At 65.3% G+C, this 18652-nt stretch carries 18 protein-coding genes; 10 read left to right on the top strand and 8 right to left on the bottom strand.

Going from position 1 to position 18652, the window contains the following annotated elements; genetic code table 11:
* Nucleotides 1–80: 80 nt before the first annotated feature.
* Together B6K69_RS01545 and B6K69_RS01540 are read right to left on the bottom strand one after the other, a co-directional pair.
* Nucleotides 81–2762, bottom strand: coding sequence for a molybdopterin-dependent oxidoreductase (locus B6K69_RS01545; protein WP_108642531.1), 2682 nt, complete (start codon nt 2760–2762; stop codon nt 81–83).
* Entirely contained in the window at nt 2759–3571 is an 813-nt protein-coding gene (locus tag B6K69_RS01540; RefSeq protein ID WP_108642530.1) for an FAD binding domain-containing protein, read from the bottom strand. Before B6K69_RS01540 ends, B6K69_RS01545 begins: the two co-directional genes overlap by 4 nt.
* An 86-nt stretch (nt 3572–3657) precedes the next feature.
* On the opposite strand from B6K69_RS01540, the gene B6K69_RS01535 reads away from it, so the two are divergent.
* The 9 genes from B6K69_RS01535 to B6K69_RS01495 all read left to right on the top strand — a co-directional run bounded on the left by B6K69_RS01535 (nt 3658) and on the right by B6K69_RS01495 (nt 12826).
* The gene (locus B6K69_RS01535) at nt 3658–4092 is read left to right on the top strand and encodes a MarR family winged helix-turn-helix transcriptional regulator (protein WP_108642529.1); all 435 of its coding nucleotides are present in this window, start codon (nt 3658–3660) and stop codon (nt 4090–4092) included.
* Between the two features lie 124 nt (nt 4093–4216).
* Nucleotides 4217–6256 carry an NADH:flavin oxidoreductase gene (locus B6K69_RS01530; RefSeq protein ID WP_108642528.1) on the top strand — a complete coding sequence of 680 codons (2040 nt, stop codon included), beginning with the start codon at nt 4217–4219 and terminating at the stop codon, nt 6254–6256.
* A gap of 48 nt (nt 6257–6304) precedes the next feature.
* Nucleotides 6305–7186, top strand: coding sequence for a DMT family transporter (locus tag B6K69_RS01525; protein WP_108642527.1), 882 nt, complete (start codon nt 6305–6307; stop codon nt 7184–7186).
* Nucleotides 7187–7281: 95 nt separating this feature from the next.
* Nucleotides 7282–8421, top strand: coding sequence for an OmpP1/FadL family transporter (locus B6K69_RS01520; protein ID WP_107672835.1), 1140 nt, complete (start codon nt 7282–7284; stop codon nt 8419–8421).
* A gap of 112 nt (nt 8422–8533) precedes the next feature.
* Nucleotides 8534–9421 carry an ATPase gene (locus B6K69_RS01515; RefSeq protein ID WP_107672836.1) on the top strand — a complete coding sequence of 296 codons (888 nt, stop codon included), beginning with the start codon at nt 8534–8536 and terminating at the stop codon, nt 9419–9421.
* A 25-nt stretch (nt 9422–9446) separates the two neighbouring features.
* The gene (gene metA / locus B6K69_RS01510) at nt 9447–10364 is read left to right on the top strand and encodes a homoserine O-acetyltransferase MetA (RefSeq protein ID WP_108642526.1); all 918 of its coding nucleotides are present in this window, start codon (nt 9447–9449) and stop codon (nt 10362–10364) included.
* Nucleotides 10354–11298, top strand: a complete 945-nt coding sequence (locus tag B6K69_RS01505; protein WP_228156784.1) for an alpha/beta fold hydrolase — start codon at nt 10354–10356, stop codon at nt 11296–11298. The genes metA and B6K69_RS01505 overlap by 11 nt, the downstream gene beginning before the upstream one ends.
* Nucleotides 11299–11339: 41 nt before the next feature.
* The gene (gene ppk2, locus B6K69_RS01500; RefSeq protein WP_108642524.1) at nt 11340–12212 is read left to right on the top strand and encodes a polyphosphate kinase 2; all 873 of its coding nucleotides are present in this window, start codon (nt 11340–11342) and stop codon (nt 12210–12212) included.
* Nucleotides 12209–12826 (top strand): TetR/AcrR family transcriptional regulator, encoded by a 618-nt coding sequence (locus tag B6K69_RS01495; RefSeq protein WP_107672840.1) that lies wholly within the window; start codon nt 12209–12211, stop codon nt 12824–12826. The genes ppk2 and B6K69_RS01495 overlap by 4 nt, the downstream gene beginning before the upstream one ends.
* A gap of 145 nt (nt 12827–12971) precedes the next feature.
* On the opposite strand, the gene B6K69_RS01490 is transcribed toward B6K69_RS01495, so the two are convergent.
* The 5 genes from B6K69_RS01490 to B6K69_RS01470 all read right to left on the bottom strand — a co-directional run bounded on the left by B6K69_RS01490 (nt 12972) and on the right by B6K69_RS01470 (nt 17718).
* Nucleotides 12972–14045: an ABC transporter ATP-binding protein gene (locus B6K69_RS01490; protein ID WP_206340552.1), complete on the bottom strand. Its 1074-nt coding sequence runs from the start codon at nt 14043–14045 to the stop codon at nt 12972–12974.
* A 23-nt stretch (nt 14046–14068) separates the two neighbouring features.
* Nucleotides 14069–14878, bottom strand: coding sequence for an ABC transporter permease (locus B6K69_RS01485; protein WP_108642522.1), 810 nt, complete (start codon nt 14876–14878; stop codon nt 14069–14071).
* Complete coding sequence (locus tag B6K69_RS01480; protein WP_108642521.1) at nt 14875–15768, bottom strand: ABC transporter permease; 894 nt, start codon at nt 15766–15768, stop codon at nt 14875–14877. Before B6K69_RS01480 ends, B6K69_RS01485 begins: the two co-directional genes overlap by 4 nt.
* 150 nt (nt 15769–15918) lie before the next feature.
* Nucleotides 15919–16179: a hypothetical protein gene (locus B6K69_RS01475; RefSeq protein WP_107672844.1), complete on the bottom strand. Its 261-nt coding sequence runs from the start codon at nt 16177–16179 to the stop codon at nt 15919–15921.
* Nucleotides 16180–16317: 138 nt separating this feature from the next.
* Nucleotides 16318–17718 carry an aminotransferase-like domain-containing protein gene (locus tag B6K69_RS01470; protein WP_228156783.1) on the bottom strand — a complete coding sequence of 467 codons (1401 nt, stop codon included), beginning with the start codon at nt 17716–17718 and terminating at the stop codon, nt 16318–16320.
* A gap of 95 nt (nt 17719–17813) precedes the next feature.
* Between B6K69_RS01470 and B6K69_RS01465 the strand changes: the two genes are divergently transcribed.
* Complete coding sequence (locus B6K69_RS01465) at nt 17814–18035, top strand: DUF1127 domain-containing protein (protein ID WP_228156782.1); 222 nt, start codon at nt 17814–17816, stop codon at nt 18033–18035.
* A gap of 127 nt (nt 18036–18162) precedes the next feature.
* Here B6K69_RS01465 and rpsI read toward each other — a convergent pair whose 3' ends face one another.
* Nucleotides 18163–18651 (bottom strand): 30S ribosomal protein S9, encoded by a 489-nt coding sequence (gene rpsI, locus B6K69_RS01460; RefSeq protein ID WP_107672845.1) that lies wholly within the window; start codon nt 18649–18651, stop codon nt 18163–18165.
* Between the last annotated feature and the right edge of the window lies 1 nt (nt 18652).

Genomic DNA, 18652 nt, shown 5'->3' with positions numbered 1-18652 from the left:
AGCTCCGGGTGCGGCCGGAAGCCGGGGGTTTCACACCCCCGGACCCCCGTGGGATATTTGAGGACAGATGAAAGGGGCCTTCATTCCTGCCCCTCCATCGCGGCAAGGATGCGGTGCGGCAACGCAGGCGTGCGGGTCAGGACGGCGCCGGTGGCGTGGCGAATGGCGTTCAGGATGGCCGGGGCGGTGGGGATCAGGACGTGTTCCCCCAGACCCTTGGCCCCGAACGGACCTTCGGGATCGGGGATTTCCAGCAGGATGCTGTCGATGGGCGGCACATCGCCCGCGGTCGGGATCAGGTAGTCGTGCAGGTTCTCGGTCCGGCCGGACAGGTATTCCTCCATCAGTGCAAGGCCGATGCCCTGCGCGATTCCGCCCTCGATCTGGCCGGTCACCAGTTGCGGGTTGATCGCGCGGCCCAGATCATGCGCGGCGGTGATATGGTGCAGGGTGACCGTGCCAAGCGCGCGGTCCACCGAAAGCTCAACCAGTTGGGCGCCGTAGCCGTAAACGGCATAGGGCGTGCCCTGGCCATTCGCATCCAGCCCCGTTGTGGGCGGGTCATAGGTTTCTTCGGCAGACAGGGCATAGCCGCGGGCGTCAACCGGCAGAGCGGTAAGGTCGATGCGGCGCCGGACCGGGCCATCGGTAACGGTGATGCACCCCGGCGCAAGGTCTAGACGGGCACCCTGCCCCGCATTGGCCAGCCGCAGGGTCGCATGGCGCAAGGCGCGGCCCGCCTTTTCCGCCGCCCGCCCCGAAACGAAGGTCTGACGCGAGGCGCTGGTCTTGCCGGCGTCCGGCGTGATCGCGGTATCGCCGCCCAGCAGGCGCAGCGCGGCAACCGGCAGCCCCAGCGCATCGGCAGCGATCTGCGCAATCACCGTGTTCGAGCCTTGCCCGATGTCGGTTGCGCCCTGATGCAACACCACCTCACCGCCCGGCGTCATACCGATGCGGATGGTTGACGGGTTGGGCAAGGCGGTGTTGCCGCAGCCATACCAGCACGAGGCGACCCCCACCCCGCGCCCCGGCCCCTGCGCGGCCCAGTCCAGCGCGGCGCGCCAGCGCGGACGCAATGCCTCAAGACAGGGGCCGATGCCGACCGCCTGCAGGATCTGGCCCGTGGCGCTGCACTGACCGTCGCGCAGCGCGTTCAGGATGCGGAACTCCAGCCGGTCCAGCCCGGCCTTTTCCGCCAGCCGGTCATACAGCGTTTCCTGCCACAGCGCGCCCTGCGGCACGCCGAAGCCGCGAAACGCGCCCGAGACCGGGCCATGCGTATGCACGGCGCGGGCGCGGGCGGTGATGTTCGGCGTCAGATAGGGGCCGGACACATGAACCGGCACCCGGTTCGCCACAGTCGGCCCCCAACTGGAATAGGCCCCGGTGTTGAATCGCCCCTCGAACACGATGCCGGTGATGCGGCCACTGGCATCGCAGCCGATCCGCCCCGTCATCTCGGCCGGGTGGCGCTTGGTGGTCGAGGCCATGCTTTCGGCGCGGGAATAGATCATCCGCGCCGGCCGTCCGGTGCGCAGCGCCACCAGCCCGATCAGCGGCTGCACCGACAGATCAAGCTTCGAGCCGAAGCCGCCCCCCACGGCAGAGGGGATGATGCGCACCCGTTCGACCGGCAGGCCAAGGATCAGCGCGGTATCCTCGCGGTCCATCCCCGGCGCCTGGGTGCAGGCCCGGATCACCAGCGTGTCGCCCTCCATCCAGGCGACGCCGGCCTCGGGTTCGATATAGGCGTGTTCGACGTAAGACGTGGCGAAGCTGCCCTCGACCACATGCGCGCTGGCGGCCAGCGCCGCCTCGGCATTGCCCTTCTGCACCCGCCCCTCGATCAGCAGGTTCGCCTTGCGGTCGGGGTGCAGCAGGTGCGCACCTTCGGATTCGGCCTCGGCGGGTGTCAGCACCGGCGGCAGTGGCGTCCAGTCCACGGGAAAGCCGTCAAGGCTGGCCTCGGCACCCGGTTCAAAGGCCACCAGCGCCACACATTCGCCCCGGAACCGCGCGGGGGAACGGGCAATGGCGGGCTGGTCGGCAAAGGGCGGGATGACGGAAAAGGCGTTGCGGCCGGGAATGTCGGTAGCCGTAAAGACACCGGCCACGCCGGGCCGGGCCGCGAACCCGGCCAGATCGCCGAAGCGGAACGCCGCATGGGGATGGGGCGACCGCACCGCCCTGACCGTCAAGGCCCCGTCGGGGGCATGGTCGGCGCCGAAGCTGTCGCCCGCGACCTTGGCCGCACCATCCAGCCGGACCAGCGCCGCCCCCACCGCCTGCCCGGCCGGCGGCGCATCGGCGGCAACCGCGGGCGCCGCATCGCAGACGGCAGCAAGGATCTTGCGGTATCCGGTGCAGCGGCACAGCACACCGCCAAGCGCGTCCATCGCTTCGGCCTCGGTCGGGGTCGGGTTGCGGGCCAGCAGCTCTGCCCCCGCAATCAGCATCCCCGGCGTGCAGATGCCGCATTGCGCCGCGCCATGGCGCAGGAAGGCCGCGCGCAGCCGGGTCAGTTCCGGCGTTTCCCCTTCCACCGTCACGATCTCGGCCCCGTCGGCCTGCGCCGCCGGCACCAGACAGGAACAGACCGAGCGGCCGTTCAGCAGCACCGAACAGGCGCCGCAATCGCCGGCGTCGCACCCTACCTTTGTGCCCCGCGCCCCCAGCCGTTCGCGCAGCACTTCGGACAGCCGTTCGCCGGGGGGCGCCGCGACCTGCACCGCACGCCCGTTCAGGCGAAAGCCGATCATGCGCAGCTCTCCACCGCCCGGGCCACCAGCTCCCGCGCGGCGCGCCGGCGATAGGCCGCCGTGGCGCGCACATCGTCAATGGGCGACAGCGCCGCGTAATCCGCCTGTCGAGCCCGGTCCGCCGCCCCGGCCACCGGGCCAAGCAGCGCCGCCTCGACCGCAGGCAACCGGCTGGCCACCGGCCCGCAAGCGCCAACCGCCACTGCCGCCCGGGTGATACGGCCGCCGTCCACGGTCAGGCGCACCGCCGCCATGGCGATCGAAATCACCAGATAGGCCCGCGCCCCCAGCTTCTGAAAGGCCGACCGCCCGGTCAGGGCCGCTTCTGGGATCAGCACGGCGGCAAGAATTTCTCCGGCGCGCAGGTCCACCTTGCGCGGCCCCAGCAGGAACCGCGCCAGCGGCAGACGCCGTGCCCCGGCCGCAGTCAGCAGTTCAACCTCGGCGTCCAGCGCCAGAAGCGGCGGCACCCCATCAGCCGCGGGCGAGGCATTGCAAAGATTGCCGCCGATGGTGCCGACATTCTGGATCTGCCGCCCCCCCACCTGACGCGCCGCCTGTTGTAACGCCGCGCAGGCGGGCGGAAGGGCGGCCTCTGCGATCTCACTCCAGCTTGTGCAGGCCCCAAGGCGCAGGCCGCCCGAAAGGCTGATCCCGCGCAGCGCAGCCACCGAAGTCAGATCAACCACCGGCCCGACCATACGCGAACCCTGCCCCGGATACAGGTCTGTGCCGCCCGCCAGCACCCGTGCGCCGGATGCCACTGCGGGGAACACCTCGCTCAGGGTTGCGGGACGGAGATAGCCCATCTTGCCACCGGCTGGATTGTTCGCACACCAACAGGCTTCACGATCCGGCGGCACGCTGTCAACAGTCTTGCGCAAACGGGGAAGGCATGGGTATTTCTGATGCAATGGCCCTGCCCGGATATGACCTTGATGCACAGATCGGCTACCTGCTGCGGCGGGTCACGCAGCGGCATCTGGCGCTGTTCGGCCAGGCCATTCCAGAACTGACCACGATGCAATTTGCCGTTCTGGCGCGTCTGGCCGAACTGGGCCCCCTGTCGCAAAACCATCTGGGGCGCGAGGCGTCGATGGATGCCGCCACCATCAAGGGCGTCGTCGACCGGCTGATCCGGCAGGGGCTTGTGATCACCACACCCGATCCTGACGACCGCCGCCGCCTTACGGTCAGCCTGACAGAGACTGGCGCCACGCTGGTTACCTCTCTTGTTCCGGCCGCGCTTGCGGTGACCGAGGCCACGCTGGCCCCGCTGACGGCCGAAGAACGCGCGACGCTTTCCGCCCTTCTGGCACGTCTGGCCTGACAGCCGCCGCAGCGCAGCGCGAAATCCGACGCCCATCGGTCGTATTCCGCCATGAGCCGGGGCGCCCGCCGCGTCTAACCTGACCCGGCAACACCAGACCGCACGCACAGACCCGGGGGGTCCAATGTCGAACGATCCACTTCTGCAACCCTTCCAACTGCGCCACCTGCGCCTGCGCAACCGGATTCTGACCACCAGCCACGAGCCGGCCTATACCGAGGACGGTATGCCCAAGGATCGCTACCGGCTGTATCATCTGGAACGGGCAAAGGCCGGGGTTGCCATGGTGATGACGGCCGGTTCTGCCAGTGTCAGCCGCGACAGCCCGCCCGCCTTCGGCAATGTGCTGGTCTGGAAGGATGAGGTGGTGCCGTGGATGAAACGGCTGGCAGACGACTGCCACGAGGCCGGCGCGGCGGTGATGATCCAGGTAACGCACCTTGGCTATCGCACCCGCTGGGACAAGGGCGACTGGCTGCCGGTTCTGGGGGCAGGCCCGGCCCGCGAACCCGCGCACCGCGCCTTTCCCAAGGTGATCGAGGATTGGGACATCGACCGCATCATCACCGACTACGCCGATGGCGTGGAACGGATGCAGGCCGCCGGTCTGGACGGGGTGGAGTTCGAGGTCTACGGCCATCTGATGGACCAGATGTTCAGCCCGCTGACCAATGCGCTGGAGGGTGACTATGGCGGCAGCTTCGACAACCGCCTGCGCTTTGCAACCCAGGTTCTGGACGCCTGCCGCCGCCGTGTGGGACCGGATTTCCTTTTGGGAATCCGCTATGTGGCGGACGAAGATCATACAGGTGGCATCACCACCGAAGATGGCGTGGAACTGGCGCGGCGGTTCCGGGACGCCGGGCTGATCGACTTCGTGAACGTCATACGGGGGCGTATCCATACCGATGCCGCCCTGACCGGGGTGATCCCGGTGCAGGGTATGCGCAGCGCCCCGCATCTGGATTTCGCCGGCCGTATCCGGGCCGAAGTGGGGCTGCCCACCTTCCATGCCTCGCGGATTCCCGATGTGGCCACGGCCCGCCATGCGGTGGCGAATGGTCTGCTGGATATGGTCGGCATGACCCGCGCCCATATCGCCGACCCGCATATCGTGCGGAAGATCGCTGAAGGGCGCGAACATGACATCCGCCCCTGCGTCGGGGCCACCTATTGCCTGGACCGCATCTATCAGGGCGGCATGGCGCTGTGCATCCACAACCCCGCCACCGGACGCGAGGTCGAGGGGATGCCCCATGAGGCAGCCCCTGCGGCGGTCCGCAAGAAGGTTGTTGTCGTCGGGGCCGGCCCCGGGGGGCTGGAAGCCGCACGCGTTGCCGCCGAGCGCGGCCATGACGTGACCGTGTTCGAAGTGGCCGACCGCGCCGGCGGCCAGGTCCGCCTGACCGCGCAGACCAAACGACGGTCCGAAATGATTGGCATCATCGACTGGCGGATGGAGCAATGCGAGGCGAAGGGGGTAAAGTTCAACTTCAACACATGGGCGGAAGCCGATGATGTTGTGTCACTTTCTCCGGATGTTTTGATCGTTGCGACCGGCGGCCTGCCGCAAAAACCCACGCTGACAGCGGGCGATGACCTGACCGTGACCGCCTGGGACATCCTGTCGGGCGACGTGAAGCCGGGCAATTCCGTGCTGGTCTATGATGATGCCGGCGACCACGCCGCCTTGCAGGCCGCCGAAGTGCTGGCCGAAGCCGGTGCCACGGTCGAGGTGATGACGCCAGACCGCACTTTCTCGCCCGAGGTGATGGGCATGAACCTCGTACCCTATATGCGTGCCCTGCAAGGGAAATCCGTCACCTTCACCGTGACCTACCGCCTACAATCGGTGGCGCGCGACGGCAACCGGCTGAAGGCGGTGATCGGCTCGGACTACCTGCGTGATCTGGCGCAGGAACGTCATTTCGACCAGATCGTCGTGAACCACGGCACGGAACCCAATGCGGGGCTCTACTTCGATCTCAAGCCCCGGTCGGAAAACCTTGGTGCGGTTGATTATTCCGCCCTGATCGACGGCCGTCCTCAACCCCCCGGAAAAGGACCGAAAGGGTTTCGCCTCTACCGTATCGGCGATGCGGTCGAAGCGCGCAACACCCATGCCGCGATCTATGATGCCCTGCGCCTGATGAAGGACATCTGACCCGTCGCGACTCGACAAATGGCTGCGTGGCGGGCACATCTGCACGCCATGTCCGACCCGCACCGCCCCCTTGCCGCCGCCCTGTGGATGACAGGCTCCATCGCCTCGTTCTCGGCCATGGCGGTCGCGACGCGGGCGGTGAAGGTGCGGCATGAAACCTTCGAGATCCTTGCCTACCGCTCGATCCTGGGGCTGATGATCGTGCTGCTGGCGGCCACCCTGCTGGGCCGGCTGAACCGCATCAGCGCCAGGCGCTTTCCCAGCCATGTTCTGCGCAACGGGTTCCATTTCACCGGGCAGGCCCTGTGGTTCTGGGCGGTGACTCAAATCCCGCTGGCCCAGGTCTTCGCGCTGGAATTCACCTCGCCGCTCTGGGTCATCCTGCTGTCGCCGCTGGTGCTGGGCGAACGGCTGACGCGCCCGCGGCTTCTGGCGGCGGGGCTTGGCTTTGCAGGCATCCTGATCGTCGCCCGCCCCGACTTTGGCCACATCGAACCGGGCGTGATGGCCGCCGCCGGCTGCGCGGTGTTCTTTGCCGCCACCATGCTGATGACCAAGAAGCTGACGCGGGGCGAGGATATCCTGTCCATCCTGTTCTGGCTGACACTGCTGCAGGCGATCTTCGGCCTGGCGCTGTCCTTCCGCGATGGCGCCATCACCCTGCCCGACAGTGCCACCCTGCCCTGGCTTTTGCTGATCGGCCTTGCCGGGATCGTGGCGCATCTGTGCCTGACCACGGCGCTGTCGCTGGCACCGGCCAGTTTTGTGGGCCCGGTGGATTTCGCCCGCCTGCCGGTCATCGCCCTGATCGGCGCCGCCTTTTATGAAGAGCCGCTGGTCTGGACGCTGGCCCTGGGCGCGGCCCTGATCCTGACGGCAAACTACATCTCTCTCCGGGCGGAATCCCGTGCACCCAAGCCACAGCTATAATCTCACAAACCCGTGACGTTGCGTCATTGATTGACCCGTTTTGTCGTGCCCCCTAGCGTCAGCATCAGGGGAAATCCTTTCCAGGGATGAGGACAATGAAAAAACTGATGACAAGCGTCGCCGCACTGGCGGCAGCGGCGGGGATGGCAGAAGCAGGCGGGGTGGACCGTTCGGGCCAGTCCATCGGCATCATCTTCGAAAAGGGCAATTACGTCGAACTTAGCTACGGCGTGATCAATCCCAATGTGAGCGGCACTGATGTGGCTTCTCGCCCCACCGGCAGCGTGGCCGACAAACACACCCTTCCGGGACTGGCGCTGAATTACAAGTTCAACGACAACTTCTCGGCCGCGCTGATCTACGAACACGCTTATGGCGCCGACATCAACTATCCAATGGGTCAATCAATCTTGTTGGGCGGCACGTCGGCAGTGCTCGACTCTGAAGTTATCACCGGGATCCTGCGCTACAAGTTCGACGAGAACTGGTCAGTCCATGGCGGTATACGCGCTTCCAAGGCTTCGGGTGAAGTAACCCTGTCTGGCCTCGCCTACGACCCGCAGGGTCCGGCGAACCTGTCGGGCTACAACGTCTCATTCGACCCGGCTTGGGGCACCGGCTATCTGGTTGGCGCGGCCTATGAACGGCCTGACATCGCCCTGCGCGTCGCTTTGACTTACTTCTCCAAGGTGACCCATGATCTCGATACGGTCGAGACATTTGCATCGCCATTGGGGCCGATTCCGGCCGGCGTGCCTCTCGCCAGCGTATTGTCGGTCGATACGCCGCAGGCTGTGAACCTCGACTTCCAGTCGGGGGTGGCAAAAGACACACTGGTCTTCGGTACGATCCGTTGGGTGGACTGGTCAAACTTCCTGATCGACCCTGCCACATTCACTGCGGCAACTGGCGGCGGCCTTGTCAGCCTTGAAGATTCGACCACCTACACCCTGGGTGTCGGCCGCAAGTTCAGCGACAACTGGTCTGGCTCGGTCTTTGCCACCTACGAAGCCGGTGGCGATCCGCTGGTGTCGCCGCTGGCGCCGACCAATGGCTACAAGGGCATTGGCGTTGCTGCGGTTTACACGCAGGACAACATGAAGGTCACCATGGGCGTGCGCTATCTGAAACTGGGCGATGCCCAGCCTGAAACCGGCACCCCGGACGTGGCCCGTGCCAACATGACCGACAATGACGCCGTCGCTGTCGGTGTGCGGGTCGGCTTCAGCTTCTGATCGCTCTGCGCCTCACGCAGACCGGACCCGCCCCTTCGGGGGCGGGTTTTTCGTTGCGCCCCCCGGCCGGCAGCAGTAGCAAGACCCCGGACAGGCGGGCAAGGACGGTGCCATGATCTACAGCTCGGGGCAGGATTATCTTTCGGCATCGCACAAGCGGATCATGCTGTTCGGCATGTCTGGCCTGGGCAAGACCTACCTGTCGAACATGCTGCGCGACGAACCCTTGTCCAAGGGCGGCGGCTGGTTCCATTACTCGGTCGATTACCGCATCGGCACGCATTACATGGGCGAATTCATCGCCGACATGTTCAAGCGCGAAGCGATGAAGGTGCCGCTTCTGCGCGAGCTGATGATGACCGACAGCGTCTTCATCGCCTCCAACATCACCTTCAACAACCTGGCGCCGCTTTCCACCTATCTGGGCAAACCCGGCGATCCGGCCAAGGGCGGCCTGCCCTTTGCCGAATACATGAAGCGGCAGGACCAGCACCGTGAGGCCGAGGTGGCCGCCACGCTGGACAGCGCTCGCTTCATCGCGCGGGCCGAAGACATCTATGGTTACCGGAACTTTGTCTGCGATACCTCGGGCTCGATCTGCGAGGTGGTGAACCCGCATGACGCGCATGATCCGGTGATGACGCAGCTTGCCAGCACATTGCTGATGGTCTGGATTCGCGGCTCTGATGCCCATACGGCAGAACTGGTCCGCCGGTTCGACCGTGCGCCGAAGCCGATGTATTACCAGCCCGCCTTTCTTCATGAAATGTGGGAGGAATATCGGTCAGCCTTCGGAAAAACCGAAGAAACATGCGATCCCGATCACTTCGTGCGATGGACCTATGCCCGCGCTCTGGCGCACCGTCAGCCGCGCTATGCGGCCATGGCGAAATGGGGCGTCACCGTCACTGCCGAAGAAGTGGCCGAGGTGCGCAGCCCCGGCGATTTCGATGCCTTGATCGCCCGCGCCATTGACCGGCGCCTGCCGGTGCATATCTGACCCGCATCAAGGACCAGATCCCGAAATGCCCATCACCCTGCCTGAAACCCTGCCCGCGTTCGACGTTCTCCGAAAGGAAGGCGTCAGCGTCATGTCGCCCGAACGTGCGGCCCGGCAGGACATCCGCCCGCTGCGCATCGGCCTGCTGAACCTGATGCCGAAGAAGATCCAGACCGAGAACCAGTTTGCCCGGCTGATCGGCGCCACGCCGTTGCAGATCGACCTGCAACTGATCCGCATGACCGAACATCAGACCAGGAACACCGCCGCCGAGCATATGGCGACCTTCTACCGCCCTTTTCAGGAGGTGAAGCACGAGAAGTTCGACGGCCTGATCATCACCGGCGCCCCGATCGAGCATCTGCCCTTCGAGCAGGTCACCTACTGGGACGAACTGCGCGAGGTGATGGACTGGACCCAGACCAATGTCCATTCCACCTTCGGCGTCTGCTGGGGCGGCATGGCAATGATCTACCACTTCCATGGTGTGCAGAAACACATGCTGCCCGCCAAGGCCTTCGGCTGCTTCCGCCACCAGAATCTTGCCCCGACCTCGCCGCTGCTGCGCGGGTTTTCGGATGATTTCGTGATTCCGGTCAGCCGTTGGACCGAGATGCGCCAGTCGGAAATCGACGCCGCCCCCGGTCTGCGCACCCTTCTGGGCAGCGCCGAGACCGGGCCTTGCCTGGTGGACGATACCGGGCATCGCGCGCTGTATATCTTCAACCACTTCGAATACGACAGCGACACGCTGAAACAGGAATATGATCGCGACGTGGCAAATGCCACACCGATCAACGTGCCGCTGAACTACTATCCCGACGATGATCCTACGCGCCGCCCCCTGAACAGATGGCGGTCACATGCACATCTGCTGTACGGAAACTGGATCAACGAAATCTATCAGACAACGCCCTATGACATTGACAAGATTGGCCTTTAGCGGCGCCATCGGCGCGGTTGGGGCGGGCGTCCTGACCGCCGCCACCACCCTCCGCCTCCGCGCCCGCGACAAGCGCGCCTTGGTGGCCCACCCGCCGGAGGGCCGGCTGCTGACGGTCAACGGGTTGCAGGTTCATGCGGTGGAACGCGGGCGTGGCCCCGATCTACTGCTGATCCACGGCGCCTCCGGCTCATCGCGGGATTTCACCTTCTCGCTGCTGGACCGCCTGGCGCAGGATTTCCGCGTCATCGCGTTTGACCGGCCCGGGCTTGGCCATTCCGACCCGCTGCCGGGCGGCGACGCCAGCATCGCAGGCCAGATCGCGGTGCTGAAAGCCGCGGCCGACCAGTTGGGTGTGACCAACCCGCTTCTGGTGGGCCAAAGCTATGGCGGCACCGTGGCAACCGCTTGGGCGTTGCAGCATCCGGCCGCCGCGCTGGTCACGCTGGCCGCGCCTTCGCTGCCCTGGCCCGGGCATCTGGACATCTGGTATCGCCTGACCGCCCGACCGGTGCCGCGTGCGCTGCTGGTGCCGCTCGCCTCGGCCTGGGTGCCGGACATCTATGTCCAGCGCCAGATCGACGCCGTCTTTGCCCCGGCCCATGCCCCGGCGGGCTATCTTGACCACCTTGGCACCGACCTGACGCTGCGCCACAGCCAGCTTGCGGCCAATGTGGCCCAGATCAATGCTCTGCGCGACCAGATCGTCGCGATGGAGCCGCGCTATCCCGGCCTGACCCTGCCGATCGAGATGGTTCACGGCACCGCCGATACCATCGTGCCGCTCTCCATCCACTCCGGCCCGCTGGCCCCACGCCTGTCATCGGCCAGGCTGACGGTGATTGAGGGCGCCGGCCACATGCCGCACCACACCCACCCGCAGGTGGTGCTGGATGCCATCGCCCGCGCCGCCACCCGCGCCGGATTGCGATAGGCACGCGCCCCCGCCATACTGCCGGAAAAGGGAGACACGCCATGGACCTGCCGTTCGACGGTGCAATCAGCCGCTACTTCCAGGAAGGCGCCCCGAAAGAGGTGCGCAAGACCATTGAAAAGGCCGGCAAGGACGACATCCTGACCAAGTCCTACCCCTACAAGACCGACCTCAAGGGCAAGGATTACATCGCCCAGATGGACCGGCTGCAGATCGAACTTGCCAAGATGCAGAACGGGCTCAAGATCAGCGGCCAGCGTCTGATGGTGGTCTTCGAGGGCCGCGATGCCGCCGGAAAGGGCGGCACGATCAAGGCGGTAACAGAAAACCTGAACCCGCGCTCTGCCTATGTCGTGGCCCTTCCCAAGCCGACCGAACGCGAATCCCAGCAATGGTATTTCCAGCGCTATGTCGACTGGTTCCCCGCCAAGGGCGAAATCGCGCTTTATGACCGTAGCTGGTACAACCGCGCCATGATCGAACATGTCTTCGGCTTCTGCAAAGCCGAGGACCGCGCCCGCTTCTTCCGGCAATTGCCCGAGTTCGAACAGATGATCGTCGATGAAGGCATCATCCTGCTGAAGATCTGGCTGGAGGTCGGTCGGGCCGAGCAGCTCAAGCGCTTCCTTGACCGCGAGGGTGACCTGCTCAAGCAATGGAAGCTCAGCCAGATCGACGTGGACGGGCTGGCCAAATGGGATGACTATTGCAAGGCCATCGACGAGACGATGGACAAGACCAGCTTCAAGCACACGCCCTGGACGGTGATCCTGTCTGACGACAAGAAGCGCGCCCGTATCGCGGCGATCCAGACCATTCTTGGCGCCGTCGATTACAAGGGCAAGGACAAGGATGCCATCGGCAAGATCGACGGCAAGATCTGCGGCGGCCCGGACCTGCGGCCCAAGGACTGACGGTGAAACGCGGCTATCACCACGGTAACCTGCGTCAGGCGCTGGTCGAGGCGGCATTGGCGCTGATCGCGGAAAAGGGACCGCAGGGCTTTACCCTGTCCGAAGCGGCCAAGGCGGCGGATGTCACGCCGGCCGCCGTCTATCGCCACTTCACAGGCCGTGACGAACTGCTGGCCGAGGTGGCCCGGCAGGGCTTTGACATCTTCGCCGCCCTGCTGGAATACGCCCATGACGACGGCCGCCCCACCCCGATGGCCGCCTTCGAATCCACCGGCCGCGCCTATCTGGCATTTGCCCGCAAGTATCCCGGTCATTATCAGGCGATGTTCGAAAGCGGCCTGCAGCCGGGCAATCATCCCGACCTGGCCGTCGTCTCATCCAAGGCCCGCGCCATCATGGAACGCGCCGCCGAAACCCTGCTGACCACCCTGCCCGCCGACCGCCGGCCCCCCGCCCGCATGGTGGCGGCGCATGTCTGGGCGGCAAGCCACGGTGTTGTCGAACTGTTCCTGCGCGGCAACGGCGGCCCGCAACCCTGGCCGCCAGAAGACCTGCTGGAATCCGCCATTGGCATCTACCTGCGTGGCCTTGGCGTCCTGCCTGCGGATCGTTGAACACGGGCCGCAAGGCCCGCGCCTTTCATCTGTCGGCAAATATCCCCGCCGGAGGCACGCGCCCCAAGCCGGTTGTCGCGCGCCTTGCGCGCGACAGAGGCGAGAAACAATCGCACGGCCGCATTTTGCGGCCGCACGATTTTCCTCAGCGGAACAGGACCAGCGCCTCGGGGCTCCAGGCGACGCGCACTTTCGTGCCGACGTCCAGAACCGGGCGGCCCGGCACGTTTCGCATCGACAGCCGCACCTCGACATCCGTGCCGCCCAGATAGACATCGTAATAGGTCATGTCGCCGAAGTAGATCACCTCGTCGATCACGCCATCGGTCTCGCGATCATTCGCGGACTGGCCGGGATAAAGCAGCGTCAGCGTCTCGGGGCGCAGGCCGACGACCGGGGTTTCCCCCTTCGCCGGCGGGGCCTGATGGATGTCCAGCGCGACCTTGCCCAGCCCCTTGGCATCAACCTCGACCTTGTCGCCCGATTCCGACAGGATCGTGCAGGGGATGAAGTTCATCGTGCCGATGAAATCCGCCACCTTCTTGGAATTGGGCCGGCGATAAAGCGTCTCGGGATCGGCCAGTTGCGCGATCTCACCCTCGAACATCACCGCGATCCGGTCCGACATGACCAGCGCCTCTTCCTGGTCATGGGTGACCAGAATGAAGGTGATGCCGACCTGACGTTGCAGCTTGATCAGCTCAACCTGCATATGTTCGCGCATCTTCTTGTCCAGCGCGCTGAGCGGTTCATCCAGCAACAGCACCTTGGGCTTCAGGATCAGCGCCCGCGCCAGCGCAACCCGCTGCCGCTGCCCGCCCGACAGCGCATGTGCCGCCCGCTTGCCATAGCCCTTGAGGCCGACCATCTCCAGCGCCTCTTCCACCGCCTTGGCCTTTTCGGCCTTGGATCGCGGGTCGCGGCGCAGGCCGAAGCCGACGTTCTCTTCCACGCTCATATGCGGGAAGATGGCGTAGCTCTGGAACACCATGTTGGTCGGCCGGACGTTGGCCGGCACATCGGCCATGCTCTTGCCGTCGATCATCACCACGCCGGACGAGATGTCCTCGAAGCCTGCGATGGTGCGCAGAAGCGTGGTCTTGCCACAGCCGGACGGCCCCAGCAGCGAGAAGAACTCGCCTGCCTTGATGGTGCCATTGATGCCCCGCAGCGCATGGTAGTCGCCATAGTATTTATGGACGTCCTTGAACTCGATCATCGTGGGTTTGTCGGCGGAAAACGTCACAGGAAACCTCCGGAGTCCTTGCCACCCACGCGGGCAACGCCCCGGCGGCGGAAATATTCAGCGATTGTCAGAAGCAGGATCGACATGGCGACAAGGCATGTCCCCAGGGCCAGAACCATCGGCACCTTCGCCGGGAACCGGAACTGGCCGTAGATATAGACCGACAGCGCGGTGTCATTGCCGCCAAGGAAGTTGGCGATGATGTATTCGTCGATCGAGATGGTGAACGAGATCAGGAAGGACGAGATGATCCCCGGCATCACCAGCGGCAGCGTGATCAGCCGGAACGACGAGAGCGGGGTTTCGCCCAGGTCCAGCGCCGCCTCCTCGAAGGACACGTCGATGCTCTGGAACGCGGCCGTCATGATGGTGACCGAGAAGGGCAACGTGATCAGCACATGGCCCAGGATCACGGTGAACCACATCTGCGGCGCGCCCAGCCAGATCAGCACGATCAGCATCGACATCGCGATGATGATCTCGGGCAGCACCAGCGGCAGCAGGATCAGCCCCATCACGCCGGGCTTGCCCGGCCAGCGGTAGCGCACCGCCGCCCGTGCCGCCATGACACCAAGCGCGGTGGCGATCACCGCCGTCGAAAGCGAGATCTGAAGGCTGGTGCGCAACGCGCGCCACAGCGCCTGATCGGCCATCATTTCCGAGAACCACTTGGTGGTGAAGCCCGACAGCGGGAACGACACGACGGTGGCGTTGTTGAAGGCAAACAGCGGGAGGATCAGGATCGGGCCATAGAGGAACACCAGATACAGGATCGCATAGCTGCGCAGACCGGGAGCTGATTTCATTTCTTGCTCCCGATGAAGCGGCGGTTGAGCAGGACAAACAGGATGCTGATCACCGCGACCGTCGCCATGGCCGTTACGGCAACGGCCGAACCCATGGCGTGGTCGCGCTTCTTCAGCATCTCGACCTCGACAAGGTTGGCGATCATCGGGGTGGTCGAACCGCCCATCAGCTTGGCGGTCACATAGTCGCCGACCACAGGGATGAACACGATCAGCACCGCCGCCATCACCCCGGGCATCGACAGCGGCAGCGTCACCCGCAGGAAGGTGGTCCAGCGCGTTTCGCCCAGATCCTGCCCCGCCTCAAGCAGCGAGCGGTCAACCTTTTCCAGCGCGACAAAGATCGGCAGCACGGCAAAGGGGGCGAAGGCATGGCTCAGGGTGATGGTGATGGCCAGCGCCCCGTTCGACAGCAGGTTCATCGGTTCGATTCCGAAGATGCCGACGAAGTTGTCGAAGATGCCGTTGTAGCCAAGAATCGTGCGCCACAGGGCCAGACGGATGATGTAGCTGGTCCAGAACGGGATGGTGATCAGGAAGATCCACAGCGCCTTTTTCGAAGGCGCCACATAGAAGCTGACGAAATAGGCAATGGGATAGGCCATCAGCACGGTTGCCAGCGTGACGCAGACCGCGATGATCAGCGAGCGCAGCAGAACGACCCGATAGATCGGCTCGGACAGCACACGGGCAAAATTCTCGAAGGTGAAGTAGAGCTTCTCGGCATCGCCCGGCGCCAGCGGAACCCGCGCGCGGCCGCCTTCAAGCCCGGCGAAGGACAGCCCGACGATGACGATGAACGGCACCGCAAGAGCAAGCAGCGTGTAAAGGAATGGCGGAGAAACAAGCACCCAGCCTGCCCGCTTCTCGGCCTCGATCGAGTTCGCCATTACCCCCCCTACTGTACTGGCCCTTGCGGCCCTTGGTTTGATCAAATCCTGACGCCGGAAATTCGACTTTGCAACGGTGTTTTGCGGACAGACCGTGCAATAGCAAAGGGGCGGCTCAGGCCGCCCCCTGTATAACCGCTTGAATGACGATCAGCCTGCGATTTTTTCGATGGCGATCGCCCGTTTTTTCAGCTCGTCATAAAGCGTCGGCACGATGCGATGGCTGCCGACCGCCACCCGCAGCGCATCGGACAGGCGGGCTTCGCTGGCCTCAAGCCCGGCCACGCGCCAGACCATGCGGCGGGTCACGCCGTCATCATAGACAATTTCGGTGGCTCCGGCGCGTGTCTTGCGCCAGCCAAGAAAGTCTGCACCGCCATGCGGGGCGTGGAAAGACGCCTGTTGTCCCATGATCACTCACTTTACTGCTCATCGCCCGTTCGGGCTGTTGTTTGCGTGATCATGCGGGTGCCCGACCGTGCCGGTCAACGGTCAAGGGCGCAATTCGGCGTGAGCGAGTCCTTGGCGCAACAGTCGGTCGGTGTCGGCCTAGACAGCCAGATCGCCGGGCGGATTTGCCAGAAGCTTCACAAGCCGGTCGATGGCATCGGCATAAACCTCTTCCGGCAGGTTTCCGGCGACCGCGATTCGCACCGCATTGGGCGCGCGCCCCCCGACCAGCGCATATTCATCCGCCGGGCGCACCAATACGCCCGCAGCCTCGGCGGCCCGTGTGAAGGCCGACGCCCGCCAGCCGCGCGGCAATCCCAGCCAGACGAAGGGAACACCGGGCTGCCAGGCCAGATCAAAGGCGCCCAGCCGGTTCACCAGGGCTTGCAGGCGCTGCGCGAATTCGGCCTGCGCGCGGGCGCGGATCGTTTCGGCAGCACCGGTGCGAAACAGGTGCAGGCACAGGTCGGAGACCGGACGCGACAGCGCAAAATAGCCATGTTGCGCCGCAAGCCGCCCCGCCTCGCCCATGCCGGCGGGACAGACCACATAGCCGAACCGCAGCGCGGCCGAAATGGTCTTGGACAGGCCGCCGACATGCCATACCCGTTCCGGCGCCAGGGCGCGAAGGCTGGGAATGTTGCTTTCCGCCACCGAATAGCAATCGTCCTCAAGGATCTGCAGGTCGAAGGCGCGGGCGATCCGGGCCAGATCGGCCCGCCGTTCCAGCGGCATCCGCCCTGTGGTCGGGTTCTGCGCCTCGGTCGTCAGACACAACACCTGGGGACCATGGCGGCGGCAAGCGGCCTCCAGCGCCTCGGGCACGACGCCGTGGCGGTCGATCTCGACTCCCACCACCTCGGCCCGTGCCGCCCGCGCCGCCGAACGGAAGCCGGGATAGGCCAGTTCCTCGATCAGCACGACAGGCCGGTCGCCGCGCAGACAGCAATCGAAGATCAACCCGATGGCATTCTGCCCGCCATGGGTCAGCGCCACGTCCTCGGGGCCGATGGGGCCAAGGATCCGGTCGCCCAGCCAGCGCACGATTTCCGTCCGCAACGGCAATTCGGCGCGTTGCGAGGTGTAATCCAGCCAGCCCTGCCCGGTGGTTTCCGCCATGGCCCGCAAGGCGGTGCGAAAGGCTTCGGTCTGCCCGACCTCGGGCACTTGCGGCGGGCGCAGGTCCACCAGCCCGGTCGTGCCGCCCGAGACCCGCTCGGTATAAAGCGGCTGCGTCGGCCCCAGCCGGGGCGAGGTCGAGGCGACGAATGTGCCCCGGCCAACGGTCGCCTCAAGCAGCCCTTCCTGCGTGGCCAGCGCATAGGCGCGGGCCACGGTGCCCGGCGTCATGTTCAGCCGCCAGGCCAGATCGCGCACCGTTGGAAGCTGGGTGCCCGCCGGCAGATGCCCGGCCCGGATCGCTTCCCGCAGGGCGCGGCTCAGGCCCTGATACTTGGGCCCCGGAAAAGCCGCCAGGTCAGGTTTCCAATTTGTATCCATCACAAAGTATCTCTGGCGACTCATTCACGGACTTTGTTATAAAATTTGCAGCAGAGACACAAGATTGTATCAATACAAAAAGGATGGAGGCCACCGTGCCCCGCAGTTCAAGCCTCGCCCCTGCCCTGATCGCGCCCATGGCCCTGCCGCCGGCTTCGCGTCTGTTGGTCGGCCTTGCCCTGATCCTTGCTCGCTGGGACGACCGCGTCCGCAGCCGCCGCGCCCTGTCGAGGCTTGACACCCACATGCTGCGCGACATCGGCCTGACCGACGCCGCCCGGCAGGCCGAATGCCGCAAGCCGGCCTGGGCCGCCTGAAATTCCTTACGCTCCCCTGAGCGACTTCGGGCCGGGAAACCGGCCCGTTTTTTTTTGGCCAGTTTGGGCCGCACAAAACAAAAGGCCCGCCGGACGGCGGGCCTTTCGTATTTCGGATCGGGAAAGATCAGCGCTTCGAGAACTGGAAGCTGCGGCGAGCTTTCGGCTTGCCATACTTCTTGCGTTCCACGACGCGGCTGTCGCGGGTCAGGAAGCCGGCCGCCTTGAGCGCAGCGCGCAGGGACGGTTCATAGACCTGAAGCGCCTTCGAGATGCCGTGCTTCACCGCACCGGCCTGGCCGGACAGACCGCCGCCGGTCACGGTGGCCATCACGTCGAACTGGCCCTCCACATTGGCAACCGTGAACGGCTGCTTGAGGATCATCTGCAGCACCGGACGGGCGAAATAGGCCGCCATGTCCTTGCCGTTGACGGTGACCTTGCCCGAGCCGGGCTTGACCCAGACGCGGGCGATGGCGTCCTTGCGCTTGCCGGTGGCATAGCTGCGGCCGAACTTGTCGCGCACCGGGGCGCGCGGCGCGGCGGCCTCGGCCTCGACCGGGGCGGCGGCACCGACGGCGGCCTTCAGATCGTCGAGAGACTTGATGTCGGCCATG

It is taken from the genome of Pseudogemmobacter blasticus, from assembly GCF_003071405.1.
GTDB classification, from domain to species: Bacteria; Pseudomonadota; Alphaproteobacteria; order Rhodobacterales; family Rhodobacteraceae; genus Pseudogemmobacter; species Pseudogemmobacter blasticus.
Note: the sequence above shows the minus strand (reverse complement) of the source record. Positions and strands in the feature narration are given on the sequence as shown.